Raw genomic sequence first — 25454 nt, forward strand, 5'->3', positions numbered from 1 at the left:
TCTACAAAAACGAACAGTTGCATTGTAGAGCTTGCCGCAGCAATCGCTGATAGTCTCGTTGGGAGATGATGAAAGCGCCAAACCGCTCCAGGTGAGGGTTGGTCATTTGGGCATCAAACAAAATAAACTGACGCGCCCGCAGCCGTTCCACCAGTTTTACCATTGCCACCTTCGATCCATCTGGGATCCGATAAAACATAGATTCGCCAATAAACGCTCCGCCGATCACGATTCCCAAAATGCCGCCTGCCAATTCGTCGCCCTGCCAAACTTCAAAGCTATGTGCCCAACCTGCTTGATGCAGTTCCCAGTAGATTGCTTTGAGTTCATCAGAAATCCAGGTCGTTTCACGGTTGGCACAGCCTTCTACAACAGCACAAAAATCGCGGCTGATCGCAGTTGTAAACCGCTCTTGGTTCAGCACGCGCTGCAACGACCGGGGATAGCGAAACCGATTGTCCAGCGGAATAAGCGCTCGCTCTCGGCTGGAATACCAGGCTAGACCTGCACCCGGTTCATTCGCCATTAAGAAGTAGCCCTGGGCATAGCCGCGAATAATTTCCTCAATGTCGTATTGATTTCTAGTCACAAACTTCTAGTCACGAATGGCTGTGCTCTGTTTTATGCTGATTACCATAGCAATAACGGCTGACGCGATCTCGCTAAGTTGCTGTGATTTCACTTGTGGCAGGGCTGACCTGCATCTTCAGCCCTTTGAACTCGATTCTGATATTTTTCCGACGGAGTGTCGTCTATGGCAGAACCGATTCAATCAATTACTTTACCGGCGGCTCAAAATCCCCAACAGGAAGGAGAGTGGCTGCAGGCAGCTTTGCATCAGTGGCTAGACCAGGAATTTATTCCAGAAGCGATTAATCAAACCATTGCTGCTAGAGCTGCCCAAGTCTTCGTTCGGCAACGCATGGAGGGAGAAAATGACCTCGGATCCCTGGTGATTGCTATCGTCACTGAAATGCAGGCATTTGACTTTTCTAAAAGCTTTTTTAGCGAATTCGCCGTTGCCAATGCCGTCAGTGATTTATTGCTCAATAGCTTGGGTGTAGATCGCTGTTGTGGCCAGTAGTTACCACCAGTAGTTAGTAGTTACCACCAGTAGTTATCAGTTAGTTAGCGCACAATCAGCCAGTCAGTTCAGGTTTAGTCCAAACCAGCAGACTGCGCTAATAACTGAACGAATGGCGGAGTTAATTGTATAGACTAGTTGTATCGTTAACAACAGTTAAAAAAGCTGGCTTAATGTTCTTTTCAAGCAGCAGGTATTCCCTGTTCTGCTACTATGAGCTAGAAGCGCTGAAACACAGGAGCTGTATGCCACTTGCAATCACGCCAGAAGCAACTCGATTTCAACAGGAGGTTAAGCTAGGGCGAGTTTTAATTGTTGAGGATGAAGAGCTAATTCGAGAAACAATTGCGCTGGCACTAGCTGAAGAAGGCTACGAAGTGTTTACGGCTGAGGATGGCCGCAAAGGGCTGGAATTCATTTCAAAGATTGGTGAACCAAGCCAGGCAGAAGCTATCACGTTTGATCTAGTTATACTAGACTTGATGCTGCCCTATGTCAATGGGTTGGATCTGTGTCGCCTAGTCCGCCATGAAGGCAGCAATGTTCCCATCCTGATGCTAAGCGCCAAGGGAACTGAAACGGATCGGGTAGTGGGATTAGAGGTGGGGGCAGACGATTACTTGACCAAACCTTTTGGCATGCGAGAATTGATTGCTCGCTGTCGGGCGTTGCTACGGCGGCATCGGCGTTCTCAGCTTCAGGTTCAGGAGGCAGCATTGCGGTTTCACGAGATTGTGCTGTATCCGCAGGAGTGTCGTGTCACGATTCGCGGCGAAGAAGTCAACCTATCACCCAAAGAGTTTCGGATTCTAGAGCTGTTTATGTCCCATCCGCGTCGGGTTTGGTCGCGGGAACAGTTAATTGAGCGAATTTGGGGACCCGACTTTATGGGCGACAGCAAAACGGTCGATGTGCATATCCGCTGGCTGCGCGAAAAATTGGAACTCGACCCGAGTCGTCCAGAATATTTACTGACTGTAAGAGGCTTTGGCTACCGATTCGGTTAAGACATCCTAGGATTCAGCTAAGGTGGTAAGTGTACTGCTTCTCTTCAAGGGCTTTTGCTCACCTAGGCTAACCTTATCCGAGCGCAAATGACATTGTGGCAGTCCTAGACTTTCTCCTTGGATTACTGGTCGGACTACTGCTACTGGGGTGGCAGCAAATCCGTTCGAATGTCCGCCTCAAGAAAGTGTTGCGTAAGCTACAGTCCAGCGCTGACCATTCACCGTTTCCGCTGACATCTCAGCTGTCCCTCGCGGTTTCCCAGCACCGCAAAGAGCAACTCCAACTCCAGCAACAGCTCGAGGTGTTGCAGCAAATCCTTCAAGTTGCGCCCATCGGCTATCTCCAAGTCGATGATGAAAATCGCTTGCTCTGGTGTAACTTGCAGGCCCGCAACATTCTGGGAATTTCGCCAGAGGCCAGTTGGCCAAAGCCGCGTTTACTTCTGGAGCTGGTGCGCTCCTATGAGCTAGATGATTTGATCGAGCAAGCGCGGAATGCGGGCCAACCTTGCCATAGTAATTGGACGTTTTATCCAACCAGTGCCGATCCATCCGATCTATCGCGGCAACCTGCCATCACCCTGCAAGGTTACGGTCTGCCATTACCCGATAACCAGGTCGGTGTTTTTCTGGAAAACCGTCAGGAAGTGATGGCTTTGATGCGACAGCGGGACCAATGGACTTCGGACCTAGCCCATGAACTGAAAACTCCGCTAACTTCAATTCGTCTTGTGGCAGAGACGCTACAAATTCGCCTGGATCCGAGTCTGAGAACTTGGGTGGACCGGCTGATCAACGAAACGATCCGCCTCAGCAATCTCGTCCAAGACCTGCTGGACCTGAACCAGATGCAGCGCGCTTCCCTGCAACTGTCCCAACTTAAAACAATCGATCTGGTCAGTTTGATTCATGCGGTTTGGAGCAGCCTGGAGCCGCTGGCTCGGCGGAAGCAATTGCGGCTGGACTATTCTGGCCCTGAACGTCTGATGATGCAGCTGGATGAACCCCGCATCCACCGGTTGTTGATTAACCTGCTTGACAACAGCATCAAGTACAGCCCTGTCGAGCATTTGATTCAAGTCAAAGTCAGTGTTGACACTACTCAAACTACCACCTTTGCCGGAGTCCCCTTGGTTTGTTTGGAGGTGATTGATTCTGGCCCTGGGTTTCCTGAAAAAGCACTGCCTTATGTATTTGAACGGTTCTACCGCGCCGATCCATCTCGCTCACGGGTGTTGCCTGCGGATAGCTCCGAGCTGGATCGAGAGAGTTCACTCAGAACTGGCATGACCAACGGCACAGTCCAAATGCAATATGATGGACATCTACAAGGCGGCAGTGGACTGGGACTCGCCATCGTGCGGCAAATTGTGGAAGCCCATCAAGGATCGGTCAGCGCCAGCAATCATCCGGAAACCGGCGGGGCTTGGCTTCAGGTGCGGCTTCCATGGCACTCTCCGAATGGCTGATCCCATCAGCATTCCAATCAACGCCGTTTAATCAACCGCTCTAATCAAAAAAGCCAGATCCAACCTGGACCAGAAACTAAAGGCCCAGAAACTAAATCTGCACTCCAATTCAGTAGGCTAGAAAAGGGCATCCTGAAGACCACCATTGCTTGTAATATTTGTACATAAATCTTTTTTAGCCTCCTTACTTTGTCAGAGCTAGTCTCAATTTTTGGAGTTGTAACCGGGTGGTTTGTTGCAAGGGAGCATACGCCGAAAATTGTTGAGGAACCGCAACCTCTGTTTTTGCTTCTGGTCCAATATGACTGAACGATTGCAGAAAATTTTGTCGCAGTGGGGAATTGCTTCTCGCCGTCAGGCCGAGCAGATGATTCTGGATGGACGTGTACGCTTAAACGGAGCTGTAGGGCAGCTAGGTCAAAAAGCGGATCCGCAGGTTGACTCCATCGAAGTGGATGGGAAACTAATTCAGCTCAACGCTCGTCCCCAAACCACGTACCTACTGCTACATAAACCGGCAGGAGTTGTTTCCACCTGTCATGATCCCCAAGGTCGTCCCACAGTGCTGAATCTACTGCCTGCGGCAATGCGGCAATTAGGATTACACCCAGTTGGGCGATTGGATGCGGCTTCTACTGGAGCACTGCTTCTAACCAATGATGGAGAAGTAACGGCTTGCCTCACCCATCCTCGCCACTCTATTGCCAAAATCTATCGAGTTCGGGTCCAGGGCCATCCTTCAGAGGCGGTGTTACGACAGTGGCGGCAGGGAGTTCTCCTAGAAGGCCGTTTGACCCGACCAGCCGAGGTGCGAGTGTTGCAAACAAACCACCAGGCAACCCTGCTAGAAATTCGGCTAAAAGAAGGCAGAAATCGCCAAATTCGTCGGGTGGCAGAGCAACTTGGGTTTCCTGTGATGCAGCTCCATCGAGTGGCGATTGGTACGATCCAGCTTGGCAAGTTAGAAACTGGCCAATATCGGGCACTGTATCCAGATGAGGTAGCGTTTTTGCAAAGCGAAGTACAACAGGCTAAGCAGCAGGGCTTGTCCGCAAAAGAGGTTGCCAAACAAAACGAGGTTACCAAACAAAGGGTTGCACCGATGTAAGCTGTAGGTCAAAGTAAATCCTGATGCTATTCCAGTCAAAATCTAATTTCGTGTTCTGCGTTTTGGTCTGTTGTTGAATTGTCGGATGTTGAATTATTGGATTGTTTAATTTTTGCCCTTTAATGACTTGGTGAGTGAGTGATATGAAGACTATGGCCAGAGATGTTTCCCACCTCCAGCAAGAGCAGGTTGAGCGGCTGATGCAGATTGGTGCTTATCTCCGGCATGTCCGAGAAGAGGGTGGGCTATCTCTGGAAGATGTGGCAGCCCGCACGCTGATTCAGCCCCGGCTGCTAAAAGCTATTGAAGAGGGCAAATTGCACCAATTACCCGAACCGGTTTATGTGCAGGGCTTTATTCGCCGCTATGCCGAGGCTATGGGCCTAGATGGAGTAGAATTTGCTGAAGCTTTTCCAGCCGAAAAGAGTTTGCAGATTGCTTCATCTTCCTGGAAAGATTCCCCTGCGGCTCAGTTGCGGCCCTTGCATTTGTATATTGCCTACATTGTGCTGATCATGGCCTCCGTCAGCCTCTTGTCTTACATTGTGGGACGTTCGGCCCCTGCTCCCAGTTCAGTCAATGTCCGCCCGGGAAATAGCTCTTCCACCCAGGCCATTGTTCCCACCACGTCTCCAGCGACTAATTCATCGAATCCGCAAGGCGCTGCTACAGGAAGCCTCACGCCTCGCAGCATGGCAAATCGCACCCGGAATGCTGCTTCTGATAAACCCGTCCGCGTCGATGTCAAACTGACCGCGCAGTCATGGCTGGAAGTTGAGACCGATGGGGAGGTGAAACTGGCAGAGGTGCTACCTGAAGGCACCGAACGGACCTGGACCGCCGATAAACAAGTCCGCATCCGAGCGGGCAATGCAGGCGGTGTGACGATAGCCCACAATGGTGGCAAAGCTGAGCAGATGGGAGCACCCGGTGCAGTCGAGGAGAAAACATTTGCTTCGACGCAAACCAGCTCTAGTGCCTCCTCAACCGAAAGTACAGCAGAGAGCCAGTCAACTGAGCAAAATTAAGCAGAAAGAAGGCAGAAAGTCAAAAGGGGAAAGCCTTCCCCCCAACTGTTGTTATTGTTGTGCCTATTGCTAGCCCTTTGATCTGGACTCCTCTGGCGTAATGGTGACCTGAAGCTTCTCGGTGCCGCGAATCACGATTAGGGTTGAGCGTAGCCCCACTCGTTCTCCAGTCAGGCGGCGGTGCAGGTCATCAATGCTGGCAATCGGTTCGTCATCTAATCCGACAATTACATCTCCTTGGATCAAACCCGCTTGGTTAGCTGGGCTTCCCAGTTCCGTAGACAGAACCAACACGCCCGTTTCTACCGGCAGATCATGGTAGCGCACTAACCGACGATGAAGCGGTACATTTTGACCGCTGACGCCAATATACCCCCGCCGGATCCGGCCCTCCATAATCAGTGCTGCTGTGACAAACTTGGCTGTGTTGATCGCAGTTGCGAAGCAGATCCCTTGAGCCGGTAGGATAATTGCCGTGTTCACTCCAATTACTTCACCGTTGGATGCTACCAGCGGCCCACCAGAGTTACCGGGGTTCAGTGCCGCGTCGGTTTGAATCACGTCATTGAGCAGGCGACCTGAACGGGCACGCAAGGATCGGCCTAAGGCACTCACAACCCCCGCTGTCACAGTGGCCTGAAAGCCGTAGGGGTTACCGATTGCTACCACCAACTGCCCCACCCGGATCGCTTGAGAATCGCCGAGCTTAGCTGGAACCAAATTGGCAGCATGAATCCGAATCACCGCTAAATCGGTATCTGGATCGTCCCCAATTAACTCAGCCGTGCCTTTGCGCCCATCGGCCAGGGTCACTTCGATCCGGCTAGCACCATGCACGACATGGCTGTTAGTCAGGATGTAGCCATCGGGCGTAATGAGGAAGCCAGACCCATTCCCCTGCGCTTCTGAGGCGACTGCATGGCGACGGCGCTGAGGCTGGTACACCTCAATATTCACCACCGACGGACCCACCTGTTCCGCCACGCGAATCACAGCCTGAGAATAGGCATCTAGGAGCGCATCATCGCTAACGGAGTGAGGCACAGAAGCCGCTGTCGTTTCAAAGTTTTCATTTGAGATCAGTGTGAGGTGCGACATGGATGTGGCTCCCTGTTTGCGTTTATAGATTCATAGAGTTGTTCATCCATTTTCCAAGCTAGATTTGATTTTGTGGTCCAGCAGTACGGAGATCGCGGTGGTAGGGACGGCTATCACGACATCAGGCCATCTCAGACAGTTTAGGCAGTTCAGGCAAAAGGGCAGCAAAAAACAAGAGAGAATGGAAAGACTCTGTATCTACTGCTGCATTTGAAATCTATGCCAATTGTTCACGAGATTTTTGAGCTGAAAACAGAACCTGGCATCGGCATCTACAACGTCACACCTCGAATCCAAGATTTTCTCAGCCAAACCGGCATCCAAAATGGGCAAATCCTGGTGTTTTCGCGCCATACAACAACTGCATTGGCGATCAATGAATATGAACCCCGCCTGCTCGAAGACATAAAAGCCTATCTGAAGAAACTGGCTCCCACTTCAGAACCTTACTTACACAATGATCTGCACCTGCGAGAGAACATTCCTGAGGATGAGCCGATGAACGCGCATTCCCACTTAATGGCAATGACCCTGAGCACGAATGAAACTATTCCAGTTATCCAGGGTAAGCTGGCGCTAGGAACCTACCAGGCGGTACTGTTTTTTGAGCTAGATGGCCCGCGGCAACGCACGCTCTTGATCCAGGTTTCGGGCATGTAGGCTAGCCGTGTTGCAAATGATCGTTAGCTCTTTAGCAAATCATTTGCCTGTTTTACAAATGGCCGATTTGACTCATTAAAAAACCCGGTCCTAAACCGGGCCTTTGCTGGGTTCACCTTACAAAACTAGTCTTCCAGGACGCGATTAATGCGGCGTTCTAGTTGGTCTAGATCCAATCCACCCTCATCGCGACTGATCCGACGCACGGTCGAATTCACCTTCGATAGGTCTTCCAGTAAATCCTGCAAAATTTCTTGCTGCTGACGGGCTTGCGTTACTTCACGCGGCTCTTGCACCAGATCCCGAACGATTGTATCTTCAGCACGAGATGCCACTAAGGGATTAGCTTGCCCCTGCACATAGACAAACGTGCGTCGTCCTGGTCCTCGCTCCTCTTCCACCGGAATTAAGGCGGTCACTTGGTCAGAGCGAACATATTTGCCGAACCCCAAATGGACCAACATGGACGATTGAATTTTCATTGATATGGGTCTTGCTCTATACACTCAACTTCTAGTTTAAATTGAGCAAGAACCTCTGAACGCTATAAACAGAGCGGATCTCACGCCACTATCAGTACGGATATACCCTTCCTCATCTCCCCTCGTTCGGCGAGGCTCACGGGCCGCATCTCCCATCCCCTTGCACCTCCTTATAGACTAGATAAGGACGTTTAGTTTCTTTACAACCGTGTCTAACAGCCCCTCTTCTGGCGCCACCAATAGTGCAATTGATCGTGCAATCAATCATACAACCGATGCTGCTACCCTGCATGCGCTGCAACGCCTGATCAACGTGGTGGCGCAACTGCGTTCTCCAGAGGGCGGCTGTCCCTGGGATTTGGAGCAAACGCCACAGACGCTAATTCCCTATGTGCTGGAAGAAGCCTACGAAGTGGTGGACGCGATTCGGCAGGGCCATCCAGACGCGATTGCCGATGAATTGGGCGATCTGTTGCTGCAAGTAGTGCTACAGGCCCAAATTGCCAAAGAATATCAGCAGTTTGACCTAGCTGCAGTGGCTAACAATATTACCGAGAAGCTGATTCGCCGCCACCCCCATGTGTTTGGGGACGTACAGGTGCAAGACAGCGAAGAAGTGCACCGCAATTGGGAGCAAATTAAAGCCCAAGAAGAGCAGGCCAAAACCGATGCCCGACTGACACCCCGCCTCAGCCGCTACGCTCGCTCGCTGCCACCCTTGACTGCTGCCATGAAGATCTCCCGCAAAGCTGCTGGTGTCGGCTTCGAGTGGGATAACGTGGAGGGCGTTTGGGAAAAATTCCACGAAGAGTTGGGCGAATTTGAACAGGCGCTAAAGGCAGAGACCAAGGCTGAACAGGAAGCTGAACTCGGCGATTTGCTGTTTACCATCGTCAATTTGGCCCGCTGGTATGACCTTGACCCAGAAGCTGCCCTGCAGGGCACTAATCAGCGGTTCATCGACCGATTTGCTCAGGTAGAGCAAGCTTTGGGCGGACGTTCAATCACAGAATTCTCAATCGAAGAGTTGGAGCAATTCTGGCAACAGGCAAAGGCGAAATTGAAGCAAGACAGCTAACAATCGCGATTCTCCACTGTTTCATCCGGCATTCGGGTTTTGCAGAGTTTGGCAGAGCTGAGATCGATACCACTGAGGTTGGCTCCACTCAAGTCGGCGCGGCGCAGATTGACACCGCTAAAGTTGGCTCCACTTAAATCGGCATGACTTAGGTTGGCCTTAGCTAGATTGGTGCCAAACATGGTTGTGCCGCTGAGATTGGCGTGGCTGAGATTGGCTTCTCCCAGGTAGGCATTGCTCAGATTGGCGTTCGACAAATCTGCGTGGCTGAGGTCGGCATTACTGAGGTTGGCGTCCTGCAAATCGGTTTTCTGCAACTTGGCGCGATTCAGGTTAGCCCTGGGTAAATTGGCCCGAAACAGGTTGGCTTCGGTGAGGGTGACGCTATCCAAATCGGCTCCACCTAAGTGAGCGCGGCGCAGATCGGCCGAGGGGAGGTGAGCGCGGCTGAGATTGGTGTCTCCCAGGTCGGTATCCCGCAAATTGGCATCGCTGAGATCGGCTCTGGCCAGGTTGGTTTCACTCAAATCCGCGCCAATCAGGTTTGCCTGCCGCAAGCTAGAATCACCCAAATAGGCTCGACTCAAATCCGCGCCACTCAAGTTGGCTTCGTCCAGATTCACTTGATTCAAAATTGCTTCGTCTAGGTTGGCATCACTTAGGTTTGCTCGCTTGAGGTGGGCCTCGCTCAGAATAGCCCGCAGCAAATTAGCCGATTGCAGGTTCGCATTTTCCAAGCGGGTTCGGCGCAGAGTGACATCTTCTAGCTCCGCTTGCTCCAAATCCGCCTTGTCCAGGTCGGTTCCATCCAGGTCACAGTTCGAGCAGACTTTCGTTTCTAGTAAGCGATTGACGCGATCGGCTTTGGCCATGTGTCCTGAAACGATCCAGCCCGCAAAGCTGGCTAGAAAGCCAAAAAACAGCGCCAGAATGCTAAAGGCTCTGATATCTCGTCGGTCGAGTTTGTACCCGCTCAGGAACGCCATGATTGCCTTAGTGAAAGGATGAGGAAATGGTGAAATGACTGGGCTGCCACCACCCTTAGTTCAAAGTTCTAGTCTAGCGTTCCGTTAGCCGCCCCAAACCTTTTGCAACACCTGTTCTGGTGAAATATCGGCAAGTTTGCCGGTCGCGGATTGCAGGCCAAGAAATTTGTCGGCTTTAGGCAGTGCTTTTGCTGGATCGGTGGAGCCAAACAGCACCAGGGTATAAACTTGCAGCGCCACGGCCAGATGCATCGGTACGCCTTCGGTGCAAAGCATCAGGTTGGCTCCGGCAATCATCGCTGCCAATTTGCCCAGATCGCCCGGTTTGGTGACTTTTAGCCCAGGGCAGGTTTGAGACAAACCTATCACGACATCTTGATTCTCTTCAGTCTGAACCACCACAACCGGCAGTTCCGGCTGCTTTTGCTGAAAATCTTGAATAATTTGCCGCCAGTTTTCTAACGAGTATCCTGTCGGGCTATCAGGGCAAATCAACACATAACCATTGATGCCCAAACGTTTACGCTCGGCTTCGGCCCAGTCTTGATCAGCCTTGGGAATCCGCAATGACAGCTCCGGACAGGGGCCAGTAATTGCCAATCCTTGCAGCAGATCGTGATAGACATAGGGCAGATATTGATCCGCCTTGAAGGGCACCGCATTGGTCAAAAACAGTTTGCTCGTGCCGCTAGCATAGCCGACCCGCGTCGGAATACCCGTCAGCCATAGTAGAAGATTCGTACCGCTGCTGCGATCCGCCGAGAGAACAGCTTCATAGTCTCGGTCGCGCAATACCCCCAGCAGGTTGGCCCAATCCGCTGGACTATTACGATCCTGAAAGTCAAACAGCAACACGTCATTGACCGACTTGGAAACTCGATAGGCCGCCTTAGCTCGTGGCTCTACCACCACGTCAATCTCAGATTTGGGATAGCGCTGTTTCAGGTGATCCAACGTAGGAAAAAATAGGATTTGTTCACCAATTCCGCCAGGGACAAGAGCTACTACTTGCATAAGACTAGGCTGAAGGATCCAACAGGTGGTTAAGGGAAATGTTTCTTTTTATCAAAGGCCATTGCCTCGATTAACTTAGCAGGTCAGCGATTCTCATTCAACTATCCCGCGAACAGTATTGGGAAATGATAGGGGAGATGGAGGTGGGGGAGATGAAGGAGGTGGGGGAGATGAAGGAGGTGGGGGAGATGAAGGAGGTGGGGGAGATGAAGGAGGTGGGGGAGATGGAGAAGTAGTTTGCTCTTCCTTCATTGTTCAAGTCCCAGGGGCACGCTACATGTTGGCATCCGCGAACCAAGTGCAACCCACTTAGCCAATCCGTTGACGAAGTTAATCCAAAGGACTTAGCACTTACACCTTCCCCATCTCCCCCATCCCCCTCAGGCGGTATGATCAAAAGCTGAACCAACTGAGATCACCCCCATGCTGGAGAATACTGCCCGTCACGACTGGACGACTGCTGAAATTGTTGAAATTTTGCAACAGCCGCTGCTGGATTTGATCTATCGGGCACAGACGGTGCATCGGCAGCATAACCCTGGCAATGAGATTCAGTTGGCAACGCTGCTCAGTGTCAAAACAGGAGGGTGTGCGGAGGATTGTGCCTATTGCCCTCAGTCGGCTCATTACCAAACAAACGTACAGCCGCAGCCGGTGATGGATGTGGAAGCGGTGTTGACGTCGGCGCAGCGGGCGAAGGAGTTGGGCGCGACTCGATTTTGTATGGGCTGGGCTTGGCGGGAGATCCGCGAAGGCAAGGCATTTGAAGAGATGCTGGCAATGGTGCGGGGGGTGCGCTCTTTGGGGCTGGAAGCCTGTGTGACGGCAGGCATGCTGAACGATGCGCAGGCACAGCGCTTAGCCGAGGCAGGACTCACAGCCTATAACCATAATCTTGACACCAGCCCGGAATATTACGACCAGATTATTACCAGCCGCACCTATGGGGACCGCCTGAAGACGCTGGATTGTGTGCGCCGATCTGGAATTACCGTGTGCTGTGGCGGCATCATTGGTCTGGGCGAAACCGTCATTGACCGTGCCCGCATGCTGGAGATTTTGGCAACCATGCAGCCTCATCCCGAAAGTGTGCCAATTAACGCTCTGACCGCCGTTGAAGGAACGCCATTGCAAAACCAGCAGCCCGTTGATTCATTCGATTTGGTGCGGATGTGCGCCACCGCTCGGATTTTGATGCCCAGGGCCAAGATTCGCCTCAGCGCCGGACGTAGTCGCCTCAGTCGGGAAGCTCAGGTGCTTTGCTTCATGGCTGGAGTCAATTCGATTTTCTACGGCGAAATGCTGCTAACCACCAGTAACCCAGAGCGAGATGCAGACAATCAGCTATTAGAGACAATTGGAGCCGTTGCCCTCCAGCCGTTTGCTGAGGCACATTAGTGGTTGAGGCACATTAGCATTCCCAAGTTTCTTTCAATCGGCTGCCTGCACTAGGCTGCCTGCACTAGGCTGACTGCATCATCGGACTAGTGTGCCGGTGCACCAAGAACCAGTTGCCGTCTTCGTATTCAAAAATGTTGGTCACCATCGTCTGCACTTCCATCCGCCGCTCCGGCACCACCTGCACCAGGTTTTCCACTAGCACCACATAGGCGACATTGCCAATCACTTCAGTGGCGATCACATCTGCGGCTACTTCGAGCTGCTTGGTGTTTCTAAAGATTTGATCCCAGGAGAAGCGAATCTGCTCCCATCCGCGTAGAGCCGACCGTCCGGGGTGAATGCAGGTGACCTTAGGAGCCTTCGACCAAACTAGGCTCAAGGCATCGATGTCTAGTCGCTCAAAGGCTTGATAAAAGGCTTGATTGGTTGCCAATACATCTTGAGCAGTGGTCATAGAAAACCTCCGAGTTTAGCGGTCTAGATTGTAGCGCTTCAATTTAAGTTTTGAGGTTTAGGTTTTGAGGTTTAAGTTTTAAGCTGGAAGCCCAACTCAAAACTCAAACTTTCTACTTCGCCTCCATCCAGTTCTGCCCAGTTCGCACTTCTACCAACAGCGGCACTGTAAGCTCTACCGCAGATTCCATTGTGGTTTTGATCTGCGGCTGTAGTTCTTGCCATTCGTCGGGGTGGATTTCAAACACGAGTTCATCGTGGACTTGCAGCAATAGGTGAGCGCGGCGACCTTTAAGAATCTCGTGCAGCTTCACCATGGCAATCTTGATAATGTCAGCGCTGGAGCCTTGAATTGGGGCGTTGGCAGCGGCGCGCAAAAGCTGGGCGTCGTATTGGTCACGCAATTTCAGTTTGGTTAGCTCAATGTGGCTGGGATCGGTGCCGCGCAATCGCTTCAGGCTATCGCTGGCAAAGTTGAAGTAACGCCTGCGGCCCTTGATGGTGGTGACATAGCCACGGGCAATCGCTTCTTGCTGCATCTGCTGCAAATAGGCAAACACACGGGAATATTCGCGGTTGAATCGCTCGATGAAGACTTTGGCATCGGCGGTTTTGAACCCAGACTCGCGGGCAAAGCGCTGCGCTCCCATGCCGTAGATGACGCCAAAGTTGATCACCTTTGCTAACCGGCGTTCCTCGGGACTAATCTCGTCTTTTTGAAACAGCAAGCGAGCCGTCAGGGTGTGAATATCTTGGTTATTTTGGTAGGTTTCCAGCAGGACCGGCTCCTGACTCAGATGGGCCAGAATCCGCAGTTCAATTTGGGAATAATCGGCGGCCACCATCAGCCAGCCGGCTTCGGGGATAAAGGCAGCGCGGATTTGACGACTAAAAGCAGTCCGAATTGGAATATTTTGCAGATTGGGATTCGAGGACGATAAACGTCCGGTTGAGGTAATTGCTTGGTTGAAGTCAGTGTGAACTCGCTTAGTATCTGAACGGACTAGAGCAGGTAACGCATCCACATAGGTTGACTTTAATTTTGCTAGAGTGCGATATTCTACAATTGCATCTACAACAGGATGATCGCCTTGCAGTTTTTCCAGCGTGGCGGCGTCGGTAGAATAGCCGGTTTTGGTTTTGCGCGATTTTTTGCGGTCCAGGCCCAGCTTATTAAACAGCAATTCGCTGAGCTGTTTGGGAGAACCGAGGCTAAAGGTTTCACCTGCTGCGGCGTAAGCTCGCTGCTCGATGTTAACCAAATCTTGCTCTAGCTTCTGCGAGAACTGGCGTAGATACTCCTGGTCAATGCGAATACCGTGGTACTCCATTTCGGCTAGCACGGGTTCCAGCGGCTGCTCCACCTCTAACAGCAATCGATGCAGCTGAGGGAATTGCTCTAGCTCGGCTCGCAGTTTGGGCACGAGCTGAAACACTAGATAGGCATCCATGCCGCAGTATTCTGCAACTGAGGGGATATCTAAATCAGCGATACTTTTGCCCTTTGCCACTAAATCGGTGTAGCTCTGAGAGAGCAAATCCAGATAGCGCAAGCCCAAATCACTTAGGTTATGGCTGGTTTCAGGATTGAGCACATAGCTGGCTAGCATCGTATCAAACACGACGCCCTTCAGCTCAATGCCTTGCCGCCGCAGCACCAACCGGTCATATTTGGCGTTTTGCAGCGCCTTGGGATACTGGGCGCTTTCCCAAATGGGCCGCAGCGAGTCCAGCACTAGAGCTTTGTCAAGATTGCCGCCAGCCTGGTGCCCGACTGGAATATAGGCCATATCAGCCAAACCGGCTCCCCAACAGCAGCCAATTCCAACCAGCTCAGCGTCGAGCGGATCCAGCGAAGTGGTTTCGGTATCCCAGGCAACGGGAGTGGCAGCATCGGTATGGGCGAGGAGGCGATCCACCAGCTGTTGCAGCTTTGCTGCCGTGTCAATAATGTGGGGCTGAATCGCGGCCTGACTGACGCGCTGACTGGTTTCGGTTTCTTCGGCGCTAAAGAACCAGAGGTCGTCGGATTCGGCTAGGTCCTGCTTGGCTTGAGGTTTGCTGCCCGATTTGCCCTTGCTAGAAGCTGCAGATTCCGATTCGGGAACGGCTGGAACTTCTCCGCCTAGCGTGTGCTGAATTTGGTTGATTTTGCTTAAAAACGAGCGGAACTCTAGTTTTTCTAGCAGCGGCACCAGTTTCTCATCGTCAAATCCTTGCAGTTTGCATTGCTCTAAGCTGATATCCAGCGGTACATCTAGATGAATCTGGGCCATATATTGGGACCGACAGGCATCGGCTTTGCCAGCTTCCAGCTTTTGCCGCACGGCTCCTTTCATCTCGTCCAGCGAGGCATACACCTTTTCTAGCGAACCGTAGGTGTTGAGCAGGGTGACAGCCGTTTTGTCACCAATCCCCTTGACGCCAGGAATGTTATCGGACGAGTCGCCGCAGAGGGCTTTGTAGTCCACCACCTGGGAGGGCAAAATGCCCATTTTGTCTTTGACTTGCTCTACTCCGAACTCTTTGGGGGGCGGGGTGCCCCGGCCAAAGGTGGTACTGAGGTAGAGGACGGTTGTCTGCGCCTCTGGATCAATCAGCTGAAACAAATCCCGATCGCCGGAAAGAATCTTCACTCGCCAGCCCGCGCCATTGGCTCGTCGCGCCAGGGTACCAATAATGTCATCGGCTTCATAGCCCGCTGCCGTCACCACCGGCAGATTCATTGCTACCAACAGTTCCTGCAGGTTCTGGATATCGGGGATAAAGTCTTCTGGAGTTTCGGGCCTGCCCGCCTTGTAGGTTTCGTCGGCCTCATGGCGAAAGGTCGGTTCGCCCATGTCAAAGGCCACGACCAGATACTGAGGTTTCTCGGCCTCTAGGGTATCCAGCAGCGCTTTAAGAAACCCATAGGAGACACTCGTGGGAATGCCGGTGGAGGTTCGCAGGCCGCCATCTCGTCCTTTGGCGTAGGCAAAATAGGCCCGAAAGGCGAGCGAGTGACCGTCGATCAAGAGCAGTTTGGGTTGATCAGCAGGCATAGGCATGGCAGGCGCGAAACCATTCGAGTGAGTATACAGCAGTTTGAGCTGGCCGATTGAACAAGGACTCTATACTAGAACATCTGTCCTACTTCTGGTATAGCGGCAAATCTACTGCTTCAACAATCGTCAGTATAGTCCGGCCTCAGCAATTGATGGCCTGTACCTGCTGGTCGAATGATATGCTATGCCTCGATAATCACCCGCAGGTTGCCTCGCTTGCGCGTGACCCGACAGGCCGTTGTGCTACCCGAACGCTCAAAGTCCAGATCCAACACGGTTTCGCCGATCCGCAGGTTATGCAGCGACAACTGGCTGACCGATGGCGGTAGGGTTGGATCTACGACTCGCAGGCAGTTGCTGGGTGCATCTGGTTTCAGGTTGACCATGATTTGCAGAAACTGGAAGATGGCTCCCGTTGCCCAAGCCTGAGGCGAGCAGGCCACCGGATAGCGGACGGGGCTGCTGTCGGGCATACGCTCGAAGCCGCAGAACAGTTCGGGCGGACGCTGGTAGGGCTGCTGGAGAGTCATATCAATAATGCCCTGGGCGACTTCCAACGCCTGATCCACCAGGTCCAACGAGCGGAGTCCAGCCGCAATCATGGCGTTATCGTGGGGCCAGACCGAACCAATGTGGTAGCCCATTGGGTTGTAGGCGGGCGATAGGCTGCTCAAGGTGCGAATTCCCCAGCCGTTGAACATGTCGGGTGCCCGTAAGCGCTCAGCTACACTGCGGGCTTTTTCCGGATAGAGAATGCCCAGTTCCAAACAATGACCCGGATTGGAGCCAATCCCATCCACCGGTCTGCCATCGCCATCCAGTGCCATGGCGCAGTAGCCCTGATCTTCCACCCAAAAGTCGCGGTTAAAGCGAACCTGCAAATCTTTGGCTTCTTCTTGCCAGCGATCCGCTAAATCGAGCCGTTTCTTGAGGCGGGCGATTTCGCTGAGGCGCATCTTAGCGGCATAGACATAGCCCTGCACTTCGCTGAGGGCAATCGCTCCTTCAGCTAGTTCACCTTTGCGGTTGACAATACAGTCCTCTGAATCCTTCCAGCCCTGATTGCGCAGTCCTTTGCTGGATTTGCGGTAGTAGGTGAGGTAGCCAGTTTGGCGGCAGTTGCGATCGATCCAGTCCATCGCAGCCAAGGCATTGTCCCAGAGGTGCTCCAGGGTTTCGCGGTCGTGGGTCCAGGCATAGTAGTCGGCGTAAAGCATAATCCACAGCGCCGTGGCATCTACCGTGCCGTAGTAGGGGGTATGGGGGACCTCGCCGCAGCGAGCCATTTCGCCTAGGCGCAGCTCATGCAGAATTTTACCGGGTTGTTCTTCGCGCCATTCGTCATCGACTTTACCCTGGTAGTGAGCCAAACTCATCAGGGTTTGCCGAGCAATCCGCGGATCAAGAATCAGGGTTTGGGCTGCAGAAATAATTGAGTCACGTCCAAACAGGGTAGAAAACCAGGGAATGCCAGCTGCCAGGACTTTATCTTTACTGTCTCTGCCAAAGGTCTGCCGCAGCAGATAAATATCTTGCTCGGCCCGTTCGATCACTTCATTGAAGGCGCGGTTGTCAGAGCGGATTTGCGTTACTGAAGCGCACCAGTCCTGCTTCTCCATCGACTCAGCCGCAATGGCTTGCCGCAAGGTCATAGGGGCACTCACCATTGAGGCAGGGCGACTGTTGATCATCGGCTGTAAGCGATAGCCTAACTGCTGAGTTTCGTGGGACTCTAGCTCTAGCTCCCAAATGGCCGTAAACCCATCGAAGCGGTCGGGCTGCCGGTAGGAGAACTGAATCCGCGATTCGACCAGTGCTCCATCTAAACCTTGGTAGGCTAACGACAGCTCTCCGGTTTGCAGCATTAGTTCTTGCATCGAGCTGTTCATATCTTCACCGGGCTTGATCTGCCGCATCAAACGGCCTTGGTGTTCGCGGGTAAAGCCACGGATCTGAAACAAATCGGCAAAGTCTGCGGCAAACGATAGGCTGATTTCAAACTTGACCGGCTCGCGGCTGTAGTTGGTGATGGTCAGTTCCTCGAATAGACCGCCATTGAGGACAATTTCGCGCTGTATCCCAATCACCTCGGCCAACAGCCGATTTTCGATATAGGGATTGGCGCAAAGCACCGAAAGGGCAAATCCTTTTTGGGCTGTGCTGCTCAACAGAACCGGAGTGCGCTTTTCAATTTGCAAATCGAGCAAACTCAGGAAACGGGTGTCACGACAGAAAAGCCCCAAACTGCTGTTGCTGTCTTCCTCAAGACAGCCATTGATGTTCCCCAAGGTATCGGTGATCAAAAACAGATCATCATCCTTTAAAGTGAGGGTAGGTTGGAACCGTCCGGGAGTAGTACAGGCTTGTGGTAGGCTCAACTGCTCAGCCGGAACGAAGGTGCGTCCATCTAGTTCGACAATATCAGGCATAATTTAGAACCAGCACGTAAATAGGGCAACATAAACCTAAAACAGGGCAGGGGGAACGCAAAACTCCGTATTTGCAAGATTTACGAACGGTTCAGGAGATTTGCACAACGATTCCCCTACCCAAAAGCCTGGTAAGGCTAGATGATTGACAGAAATCGCTCTTTAAAATTTTACTTGCTCTATTTGGGCTGCTAAGTAATTCTCCAAATTAATCAAAATATTTTGAGCTACTTAAATTGTTTGTTAATTTAATCTACGCTCAATCAAAAAATTAGGTCAGGTTGCGGATCAACAGATGAAATTCCTAGGCGAAATTTCTAGACACTTCAAAGCGTGCAGAAGCTGTGCCACTGCAAACCAATCTCGCTTACGCAGATACGCATCCAACTGTATTCAAGCCAGAAGGGCGAACTGTTGCCCGCCCCTCCAGATCACGGTTAGATTACGGCTTGGTTTAGATTACGGGTTCAGAGGTTAGCTTCGAGCGTTGCAGTTTGCCGTTTTGGGCAAACCTTTTTTCCATCAATTGGTAATAAACCGCCTCGTAGCCTTCTACCATGCGGATGTGGCTAAAGTTTTGTTCCACATGCTCACGGCAGGCTTTCCGGTCGATGTCTCCAATTCGGTCTAGAGCGGCTATACATTCATCCATCGAGTGGCACAAAAAGCCGGTTTTGCCATGGGCAATTAGCTCAGGGGCAGAGCCGCGAGCCATAGCAATCACGGGCGTACCGCAAACCATTGACTCAGGCATGACCAGCCCAAACGGTTCCTCCCAGGTCAGCAAGCACAGGGTTGCTACAGCCCGCCCCATAATCTCGCTCTTTTGGGCATGGTTGGCTTCACCGACATAGACGATTTGCTTGCCGTCAATCAACGGCTTGACCTCGCTTTCATAGAAGGCTTGATCGGCTCGATCTACCTTGCCTGCCATGATTAAGCGCCAGCCGGTGCGTTTTGCCAGCTCAATCGCCAAATGGGGACCCTTTTCCGGCGAAATTCGCCCAAAGAAAGCCAGATAAGGAGGCTCATCTGGCTGCGGATGAAATTCATAAGTGGCTGGATCAATTCCGTTATAGACCGTAGCAACATAATTCAGTCCCAGATCGTTTCGTCGCTGCGAATCAGAGATACTCACAAAGTTTTGGTGTCGGTTCTGGGCAAACAGCTCTGCTGCTGTCGGGGTAAGGATTCCGTGGATGGTATGCACCACCGGGGTTTTGAGAAGATTGCCGTAGGGCAAAGCAGAAGCATCAACATGGAAGTGAATCACATCAAACTGATCAGCCTGCTGCACTACGCGCGTTAGCTGCATCAAATCATAGAGCTGATATTCAACCGGGGTGACACCTGCAAGACGCATCGGTTGGGGTGCGCCGGGTTCTAGTTTTGCTAGCGTTTTTGAATCGGCTGTAGCAAACAGGGTAACGTCATGACCACGCCGAGTTAATTCATTCGCTAAATGAGCGACCACGAGTTCAGTTCCTCCATAGGCCGGAGGAGGTACTCGCTCCCATAAGGGTGCAACTTGAGCAATTCGCATAACAAGTCTCCTAAATTGCTAATTGTTAAGCGTGCGTTCAATTAACCAATGGATTCTGCCAGCTAGAATGCTTGGCAATCGAGCGAATCCACACAGCTCAGCTCGCATGTCAAGTATTGACATGAAGTTTAACCAATTTTCACAATATGTCAATTCTGCTTGCATCCTTCCCAGGTACTGATTCCCCCACCTCTTGCAGTAGATGCTGAACTGAACTGAACTAATTGGAGCTGACACGCTTCATTTATTCTTTACGCTCCTCGTTGATTCTCCATTGCCGATAGCTAGGCGGTTTACTGGTCGGATCACCACAACGTCTGGTGAAATTCTTTCGATTGCGAGAAAATAGCAATATGGTGCCCAGGAGAATGCGATGAACGTGAAGTCTGGACGATTCAAGCTAAGCAGCGTGACGCCTTCTCTGAGCCTGTTGGTGGTCTCAGTATTGTTGCTACTGATGGCACCCCGCCTTAGCAGTTGGGTGATGCAACGGCTAGGGAAATCGGCTCAGCCTGCCGATCCCAAGTTTGAGTTGGCGTATGACACCATTCGCGAACTGGGAAACACGGCTCCAGGCTATGGGGGTTTGGGTGGGTTTAATAGCTATGGCATCACGCAACTGGAGTATGACCGCTGGCGGCAACTCAACGGTAAACCGATTCGGGATCTGGTTGAGATCGAAAACCAGGAAGTAAGGGCTATCTACCAAATGCACTGGCATGATGGGGATTGCGGTCGCCACCTATCGCCTTTGGATGTCACCTGTTTGGATAGTGCGGTTAGTTTCGGTGTACCTCAGACCAAGCAACTATTGGCGAATTTACCGACCGATCCTACAGAGGCAGCCCTAGAAGTAGTGAGCCGGCGAGAGCGATTGCGGCGTAGTCAGCTCCGGCCTCCGCTGACGCCTGGAAAACAGTTGGCGCTTCGAGACGGCTTGAGGCGGGACCGGATACTGGCTGATTTAGTGGCCGATCTGCCGACGCAGGTTATACCATCGCCTATGCCTGAGGCGGTCTCACCGCTTCCTGCAGCCGCCCTTTCGGCCGAGCAAATTTACAGCAAAATCAAACCCGTGACGGTCGAAGTGTGGAACAGCAGCCATCAGGGGATCGCTTCAACCGCAGCGGGGATCATCCTATCGCCAGATGGTTTGATTCTGACCAACCATCATGTAGTGGAGCGGAATCCGTCTCCAAGCGTCAAGTTAGCTGATGGACGTCAGTTTCGAGGCACTGTGACTTCATTTGATCCGGAACTGGATCTGGCCCTGATTCAACTCAAGCGAGTCAACGGCCTACCCATAACGCCGTTTGCAACCAGTACAGCTCAGGTCAAAGTGGGGGATCGGGTTTATGCGATTGGTTCGCCGCGGGGAGAGAGTTGGAAAATGAGCAGTTCCCAGGTGATTGAGTTAAACAGCACCTGTGCCAATGGTACGTCTCCGCTGCGCTGCATTCGCACACCAGACGGCTTTCTACAACCGGGCAATAGTGGCGGTCCGCTGATCGATGGATCGGGTCAAGTAATTGGTGTGAATCGAGCGGTGCAGCAATCAACCGGCGAAGGCGTTAGTATTCCAATTGAAACCATTCAAGATTTTCTAGCCCAGCGCATGGGACAGCCCCATTTGATTGACCCACTGCCAAGGCGGTCACGACGCTGGTTTTAAGAAACAACATTTGATCCTTTTGTATTTGATCCTTTTGTTGTCATCTTACGTTTCTGATGTCATACCAGGAATATCTCTAATTTTGCTATAGCAATCATTCTCTTCAGCTAAGTCGGATGATTGATCAATGCGGGTTTTTACCAAAATAAAGGCCCCCAGAGATTGGAGGCACTTGATCAACGTTATCTAGCTGCTCATTTGTCCAGTCAGCGACTGCTAGAGCTTGGTTCCGCACTCTGGGCAAAACTTGTTGTCAGGTTCATTCTCAGTACCGCAGTTGCTGCATAGAATCGGGCCAGCACTTTCCTCCCGCTCAGGTGGTTTGGGCAAACCTACCATTTGGGCATTGCTCTTACCAGGAGCGACCATCGGGTAACAGTTTTCATCGCGCTTCACCCGTACATCGAGGAGAAACGGACCGTCGTGAGCCAGCATCTCTGCGATCGCATCTTGTAACTGATTGCGGTGCTTAATGATCATTCCCTTCAAGCCAAACGCTTGGGCCAGTAGCTCAAAGTTGGGCATTCCGGGCTGCATATCTGAAGAGGAATACCGCTCTCCATAGAAAGCCTGCTGCCACTGCCGCACCATGCCCTGCCAGCCGTTGTTAATGATCACAGTTTTAACATTAATCCCGTACTGAGCCAGGGTTCCCAACTCCTGACAGTTCATTTGGAAACTAGCATCACCGCTGATACAAATTACCTCCTGATCGGGAAGGGCTACCTTCGCACCCATTGCGGCAGGCATTCCGTAGCCCATCGTACCCAGTCCCGCACTAGAGATCCAACGCCGCGGCCCCATCTTGAGGAACTGGGCGGCCCACATTTGGTGCTGGCCCACATCAGTGGTGTAGAAGGCATGGGGAGCTTGACGACCAATCTCCACAATCACTTCTTGAGGCGAAATTTCGTCAGCATAGGTCGGCACGGTCAGCGGATAATCATTCCGCCAGCGCTCGATCCGGTGCAGCCATTCCTGAGTTTGTTCCAAATTGGCGGGTTTGCCGTCTTCCGCATCGCGCTGCAGTAAGTCCAACAGCACCTGCCGCACATCGCCCACAATTGGCACTTCCGGTACCCGGTTTTTACCAACCTCAGCGGGATCGATATCAATGTGGATCACCTTGGCCCGTGAAGCAAATTCGTCCAGCTTGCCTGTTACCCGATCGTCAAACCGAGCGCCAACCGCAATCAGCAGATCGCACTCTGTCACGGCAAAGTTAGCATAGGCAGTGCCATGCATTCCCAGCATGCCAACCGAGAGGGGATGGTGTTCATCAAACACTCCTAATCCCATCAGCGTAGTCGTCACAGGAATGTTATACCGTTCGGCTAGCTCGTGAATTTCGGCATGAGCACCCGATGCAATTGCGCCGCCGCCGACGTAGAGCAAGGGACGCTGCGCTTCTCGAATCAGCTTCAGAGCCTGGATAATTTGGCGAGGGTTGCCCTTCACGGTGGGGCGATATCCGGGCAACTTAACACTGCCGGGTTCTATCGGAACATACTCAAACTCTTCCAGCCCCACATCCTTAGGAATATCGATCAGCACTGGGCCAGGACGTCCCGTGGCGGCAATGTGAAATGCTTCTGCCACAATTCGCGCCATATCGCGGGGATCACGCACAACATAGGAATGCTTCACAATCGGTAGAGTGATCCCGTAGATGTCGGTTTCCTGAAAGGCATCGCTGCCAATCGCGGCACGACCCACCTGCCCCGTGATCACCACGAGCGGAATCGAGTCCATCTGGGCAGTAGCGATCCCAGTCACCAAATTGGTGGCACCCGGACCGGATGTACCGAAGCAAACCCCGACCTTACCCGTGGCGCGAGCATAACCATCAGCAGCATGGGCAGCGCCTTGTTCATGCCGGACTAGAATATGCTGTAAGTGTCCGGCAGCTTCACTGCGGTAAAGTTCGTCATAGATCGGCAAAATAGCGCCGCCTGGGTAGCCAAAAATGTGCTTGACTCCGTGGCGTCTAAGGCTATCCATCAGAGCAAAGGCACCAGTGGCCCGCACAGGAACAGTAGCTTGGTGAGAAATCGCTTGAGTAATTGCGGAAATCTGGGGAGGCGCGGGGAGGACTTTACGCATATTTAATTCTGTATCTGCTGATGCACAAAGCTAGGAATAATGTCTTAGTCTAGTGCTGAAATGGTAAACCTGTCGAGGCTTTGATCGAAATCGCCACCCTATGACAAAGTGAGCTGAATCGACCACAGCAACGATTCTATCAGTCTGCCCGCTAGAAAATGGTAGCTCTTAAAAAAGCACTATAAAGTCAGCGTTTTTTGACGAAATCTTGTACTCAAATCGCGGCTTGGGCGGTTCGGGGTTTAAACTGCCAACTCTGCCACTCTTCCTAGGCTCCCTTCAGATTCCTCCAGATTGTCCTCAGCGAAACCGAAATTTTTCTGATTTCATGTGCATCTCGCCCATCTGAGCTTGTAGCATGAATATAAATTGTGCCGACATCGATGAGTGATCTCGATAGCTACTATAAAGTTCTTGGCCTGGAACCTGGCGCGTCTCTCGAAGAGGTGAACCAGGCCTATCGCGATTTAGCGTTTGTTTGGCACCCGGATCGCCTGCCAAAGGACAATCCACGCCTGCAAGAAATCGCCCATCAAAAATTGAAGGAACTGAACCAAGCCCGCGATCGGTTGCGTTCTCATCGGGCCAATCAGTCGTCCAAACCTACTCAAGGCAAGTCGCCTGCGGACCAGCCCCGTCCACCCCGTCCTGACCCACGAACGGCTCCTCCTCGTTACCATACTTACCAGACACCGCCACGCCACTACAGCTACTACCAGTCTGCTGCTGGCCAATCTGCCGGTAAGAGCAACACCGCCAATGGTAACCCAAACCACTCAAACGCTAAGGGCAGCCGCTCAGACAGCAGCAATAGTCGCTCAGACAGTAGCAATAGCAGTACTAGTAGCAGTACTGGTAACAGCAGTGGTACCAGTAGCCACAGCACTAGCAACCACAGCACTAGCAACCACAGCACTAGCAACCACAGCACTAGCAACCACAGCCATCATGGCTCACCTAAATGGCGCGACTGGTATCAACCGTCCTCATCGTCGCCGCCCCCGCCTCGTCCCCAACCACCCGACTTAAGTGGTACCGATTGGAGTGGCGCTGATCTGCGCGAGAAGGATCTGTCTGGCCGCAATCTCAGCCGGGCCAATCTACGCAATGCCAATCTTAGCGATGCCTTCCTGCACCGAATTAACTTCTCTGAAGCCGATCTTAGCGGAGCCAACCTGTTCCGAGCCAACTTGCTGGAAGCTAACTTGAGTAACGCAAACCTTCAAGGTGCAAACTTGATTGGGGCCGATTTGAGTGGCGCAGACCTACGGGGGGCCAACTTGACTGGAGCACGAATTGGCGTTTCGGATCGCCTGATGGTGAAACTGACCGGAGCCAAATTGACTGGAATGGTGATGCCAGATGGCTCAATTCATGCCTAGTCCTGCTTAGGTCCGTTGATCTGCTTACGTACTGAAATCAAGCCTAAAATCAATCAAATCTCTGCGGAAATTACCGGAAAACCAAAAATTGTTGTAAAAATTTTAACAATAGATACTTGCTTGTTACCCCCGTGATTCGCTAAGCTCAAGGGTAGTTTAGCCTTAGGCAAATCGCTCGACAGAGTGTCAATCCAGCATTTGAGCGAACGCCCGAAGGGGAACAGCTTGATTCTCTTCTAGCCCCATCTGCAAGCTGTTTCCGTATCACAAAGCTCTTTGTAGTATCAGTAACAGTTTTTTGCCTTTGATTTTTGTGATAGGGTAATGTATATTTTCACAATTACCTCATAAAACCTCATCGATTCTTTACGTGTTTCCCCGCACACCCTAGTTGGCTGAAGTGCCCTCAATGC

At 52.0% G+C, this 25454-nt stretch carries 20 protein-coding genes; 10 read left to right on the forward strand and 10 right to left on the reverse strand.

All coding sequences use genetic code 11. From position 1 onward, the window contains the following. Position 1 precedes the first annotated feature (1 nt). Positions 2 to 589: a leucyl/phenylalanyl-tRNA--protein transferase gene (gene aat, locus HJG54_RS12285; protein ID WP_316435248.1), complete on the reverse strand. Its 588-nt coding sequence runs from the start codon at positions 587 to 589 to the stop codon at positions 2 to 4. A gap of 165 nt (positions 590 to 754) precedes the next feature. On the opposite strand from aat, the gene HJG54_RS12290 reads away from it, so the two are divergent. The 5 genes from HJG54_RS12290 (at position 755) to HJG54_RS12310 (ending at position 5696) form a co-directional block, all read left to right on the forward strand. Next, positions 755 to 1084 (forward strand): hypothetical protein, encoded by a 330-nt coding sequence (locus tag HJG54_RS12290; RefSeq protein ID WP_036005243.1) that lies wholly within the window; start codon positions 755 to 757, stop codon positions 1082 to 1084. A gap of 245 nt (positions 1085 to 1329) precedes the next feature. Then, complete coding sequence (locus HJG54_RS12295; RefSeq protein ID WP_316435249.1) at positions 1330 to 2091, forward strand: response regulator transcription factor; 762 nt, start codon at positions 1330 to 1332, stop codon at positions 2089 to 2091. A gap of 95 nt (positions 2092 to 2186) precedes the next feature. Next, positions 2187 to 3560: a sensor histidine kinase gene (locus tag HJG54_RS12300; protein WP_316435250.1), complete on the forward strand. Its 1374-nt coding sequence runs from the start codon at positions 2187 to 2189 to the stop codon at positions 3558 to 3560. Between the two features lie 301 nt (positions 3561 to 3861). Then, on the forward strand, positions 3862 to 4668 hold the full coding sequence (locus HJG54_RS12305; RefSeq protein WP_316435252.1) for a pseudouridine synthase: 807 nt from the start codon (positions 3862 to 3864) through the stop codon (positions 4666 to 4668). A gap of 143 nt (positions 4669 to 4811) precedes the next feature. Continuing rightward, a complete protein-coding gene (locus tag HJG54_RS12310; RefSeq protein WP_316435253.1) occupies positions 4812 to 5696 on the forward strand; it encodes a RodZ family helix-turn-helix domain-containing protein in 885 nt (294 codons plus the stop codon). Positions 5697 to 5765: 69 nt separating this feature from the next. Here HJG54_RS12310 and HJG54_RS12315 read toward each other — a convergent pair whose 3' ends face one another. Continuing rightward, positions 5766 to 6794, reverse strand: a complete 1029-nt coding sequence (locus tag HJG54_RS12315) for a S1C family serine protease (RefSeq protein WP_316435254.1) — start codon at positions 6792 to 6794, stop codon at positions 5766 to 5768. A gap of 219 nt (positions 6795 to 7013) precedes the next feature. Between HJG54_RS12315 and HJG54_RS12320 the strand changes: the two genes are divergently transcribed. Beyond that, a complete protein-coding gene (locus tag HJG54_RS12320; protein ID WP_316435255.1) occupies positions 7014 to 7454 on the forward strand; it encodes a secondary thiamine-phosphate synthase enzyme YjbQ in 441 nt (146 codons plus the stop codon). Between the two features lie 125 nt (positions 7455 to 7579). Here the strand turns inward: HJG54_RS12320 and HJG54_RS12325 are convergent, their stop codons facing one another. Beyond that, positions 7580 to 7936: a hypothetical protein gene (locus HJG54_RS12325; RefSeq protein WP_316435257.1), complete on the reverse strand. Its 357-nt coding sequence runs from the start codon at positions 7934 to 7936 to the stop codon at positions 7580 to 7582. A 208-nt stretch (positions 7937 to 8144) separates the two neighbouring features. On the opposite strand from HJG54_RS12325, the gene mazG reads away from it, so the two are divergent. Continuing rightward, positions 8145 to 9014: a nucleoside triphosphate pyrophosphohydrolase gene (mazG, locus tag HJG54_RS12330; RefSeq protein WP_316435258.1), complete on the forward strand. Its 870-nt coding sequence runs from the start codon at positions 8145 to 8147 to the stop codon at positions 9012 to 9014. On the opposite strand, the gene HJG54_RS12335 is transcribed toward mazG, so the two are convergent. Together HJG54_RS12335 and HJG54_RS12340 are read right to left on the reverse strand one after the other, a co-directional pair. After that, positions 9011 to 10000 carry a pentapeptide repeat-containing protein gene (locus tag HJG54_RS12335; protein ID WP_316435260.1) on the reverse strand — a complete coding sequence of 330 codons (990 nt, stop codon included), beginning with the start codon at positions 9998 to 10000 and terminating at the stop codon, positions 9011 to 9013. The two genes, mazG and HJG54_RS12335, sit on opposite strands and share 4 nt — an antisense overlap. Positions 10001 to 10084: 84 nt before the next feature. Further along, the gene (locus HJG54_RS12340) at positions 10085 to 11014 is read right to left on the reverse strand and encodes a glycosyltransferase family 9 protein (protein ID WP_316435261.1); all 930 of its coding nucleotides are present in this window, start codon (positions 11012 to 11014) and stop codon (positions 10085 to 10087) included. A 423-nt stretch (positions 11015 to 11437) separates the two neighbouring features. Here HJG54_RS12340 and bioB point away from each other — a divergent pair, with 423 nt between their 5' ends. Continuing rightward, the gene (bioB, locus tag HJG54_RS12345) at positions 11438 to 12412 is read left to right on the forward strand and encodes a biotin synthase BioB (protein WP_316435263.1); all 975 of its coding nucleotides are present in this window, start codon (positions 11438 to 11440) and stop codon (positions 12410 to 12412) included. Positions 12413 to 12476: 64 nt separating this feature from the next. On the opposite strand, the gene HJG54_RS12350 is transcribed toward bioB, so the two are convergent. The 4 genes from HJG54_RS12350 to HJG54_RS12365 form a co-directional block, all read right to left on the reverse strand. Next, positions 12477 to 12869 (reverse strand): nuclear transport factor 2 family protein, encoded by a 393-nt coding sequence (locus HJG54_RS12350; RefSeq protein ID WP_316435264.1) that lies wholly within the window; start codon positions 12867 to 12869, stop codon positions 12477 to 12479. 112 nt (positions 12870 to 12981) lie between these two features. After that, the gene (gene polA / locus HJG54_RS12355; RefSeq protein ID WP_316435265.1) at positions 12982 to 15909 is read right to left on the reverse strand and encodes a DNA polymerase I; all 2928 of its coding nucleotides are present in this window, start codon (positions 15907 to 15909) and stop codon (positions 12982 to 12984) included. 185 nt (positions 15910 to 16094) lie between these two features. Then, positions 16095 to 18341, reverse strand: coding sequence for an amylo-alpha-1,6-glucosidase (locus tag HJG54_RS12360; RefSeq protein WP_316435266.1), 2247 nt, complete (start codon positions 18339 to 18341; stop codon positions 16095 to 16097). Between the two features lie 454 nt (positions 18342 to 18795). Beyond that, on the reverse strand, positions 18796 to 19884 hold the full coding sequence (locus tag HJG54_RS12365; protein WP_316435267.1) for a glycosyltransferase family 4 protein: 1089 nt from the start codon (positions 19882 to 19884) through the stop codon (positions 18796 to 18798). 373 nt (positions 19885 to 20257) lie between these two features. On the opposite strand from HJG54_RS12365, the gene HJG54_RS12370 reads away from it, so the two are divergent. Next, a complete protein-coding gene (locus tag HJG54_RS12370; RefSeq protein ID WP_316435268.1) occupies positions 20258 to 21556 on the forward strand; it encodes a trypsin-like peptidase domain-containing protein in 1299 nt (432 codons plus the stop codon). 216 nt (positions 21557 to 21772) lie between these two features. Here the strand turns inward: HJG54_RS12370 and ilvB are convergent, their stop codons facing one another. Beyond that, positions 21773 to 23557: a biosynthetic-type acetolactate synthase large subunit gene (gene ilvB / locus HJG54_RS12375; RefSeq protein WP_420717389.1), complete on the reverse strand. Its 1785-nt coding sequence runs from the start codon at positions 23555 to 23557 to the stop codon at positions 21773 to 21775. A 485-nt stretch (positions 23558 to 24042) separates the two neighbouring features. On the opposite strand from ilvB, the gene HJG54_RS12380 reads away from it, so the two are divergent. Continuing rightward, a complete protein-coding gene (locus HJG54_RS12380) occupies positions 24043 to 25041 on the forward strand; it encodes a pentapeptide repeat-containing protein (RefSeq protein WP_316435271.1) in 999 nt (332 codons plus the stop codon). The last annotated feature ends 413 nt before the right edge of the window (positions 25042 to 25454 follow it).

This window comes from Leptolyngbya sp. NK1-12, from assembly GCF_032598965.1.
Lineage (GTDB): Bacteria > Cyanobacteriota > Cyanobacteriia > Elainellales > Elainellaceae > Elainella.

Excerpts from the sequence above, each read along its gene's own strand:
- HJG54_RS12290 (WP_036005243.1), top strand. The coding sequence starts at position 755 with ATGGCAGAACCGATTCAATCAATTACTTTACCGGCGGCTCAAAATCCC.
- HJG54_RS12295 (WP_316435249.1), top strand. The coding sequence starts at position 1,330 with ATGCCACTTGCAATCACGCCAGAAGCAACTCGATTTCAACAGGAGGTT.
- HJG54_RS12305 (WP_316435252.1), top strand. The coding sequence starts at position 3,862 with ATGACTGAACGATTGCAGAAAATTTTGTCGCAGTGGGGAATTGCTTCT.
- HJG54_RS12310 (WP_316435253.1), top strand. The coding sequence starts at position 4,812 with ATGAAGACTATGGCCAGAGATGTTTCCCACCTCCAGCAAGAGCAGGTT.
- HJG54_RS12315 (WP_316435254.1), bottom strand. The coding sequence starts at position 6,794 with ATGTCGCACCTCACACTGATCTCAAATGAAAACTTTGAAACGACAGCG.
- HJG54_RS12320 (WP_316435255.1), top strand. The coding sequence starts at position 7,014 with ATGCCAATTGTTCACGAGATTTTTGAGCTGAAAACAGAACCTGGCATC.
- HJG54_RS12325 (WP_316435257.1), bottom strand. The coding sequence starts at position 7,936 with ATGAAAATTCAATCGTCCATGTTGGTCCATTTGGGGTTCGGCAAATAT.
- HJG54_RS12335 (WP_316435260.1), bottom strand. The coding sequence starts at position 10,000 with ATGGCGTTCCTGAGCGGGTACAAACTCGACCGACGAGATATCAGAGCC.
- HJG54_RS12340 (WP_316435261.1), bottom strand. The coding sequence starts at position 11,014 with ATGCAAGTAGTAGCTCTTGTCCCTGGCGGAATTGGTGAACAAATCCTA.
- bioB (WP_316435263.1), top strand. The coding sequence starts at position 11,438 with ATGCTGGAGAATACTGCCCGTCACGACTGGACGACTGCTGAAATTGTT.
- HJG54_RS12350 (WP_316435264.1), bottom strand. The coding sequence starts at position 12,869 with ATGACCACTGCTCAAGATGTATTGGCAACCAATCAAGCCTTTTATCAA.
- polA (WP_316435265.1), bottom strand. The coding sequence starts at position 15,909 with ATGCCTGCTGATCAACCCAAACTGCTCTTGATCGACGGTCACTCGCTC.
- HJG54_RS12360 (WP_316435266.1), bottom strand. The coding sequence starts at position 18,341 with ATGCCTGATATTGTCGAACTAGATGGACGCACCTTCGTTCCGGCTGAG.
- HJG54_RS12365 (WP_316435267.1), bottom strand. The coding sequence starts at position 19,884 with ATGCGAATTGCTCAAGTTGCACCCTTATGGGAGCGAGTACCTCCTCCG.
- HJG54_RS12370 (WP_316435268.1), top strand. The coding sequence starts at position 20,258 with ATGAACGTGAAGTCTGGACGATTCAAGCTAAGCAGCGTGACGCCTTCT.
- ilvB (WP_420717389.1), bottom strand. The coding sequence starts at position 23,557 with ATGGATAGCCTTAGACGCCACGGAGTCAAGCACATTTTTGGCTACCCA.
- HJG54_RS12380 (WP_316435271.1), top strand. The coding sequence starts at position 24,043 with ATGAGTGATCTCGATAGCTACTATAAAGTTCTTGGCCTGGAACCTGGC.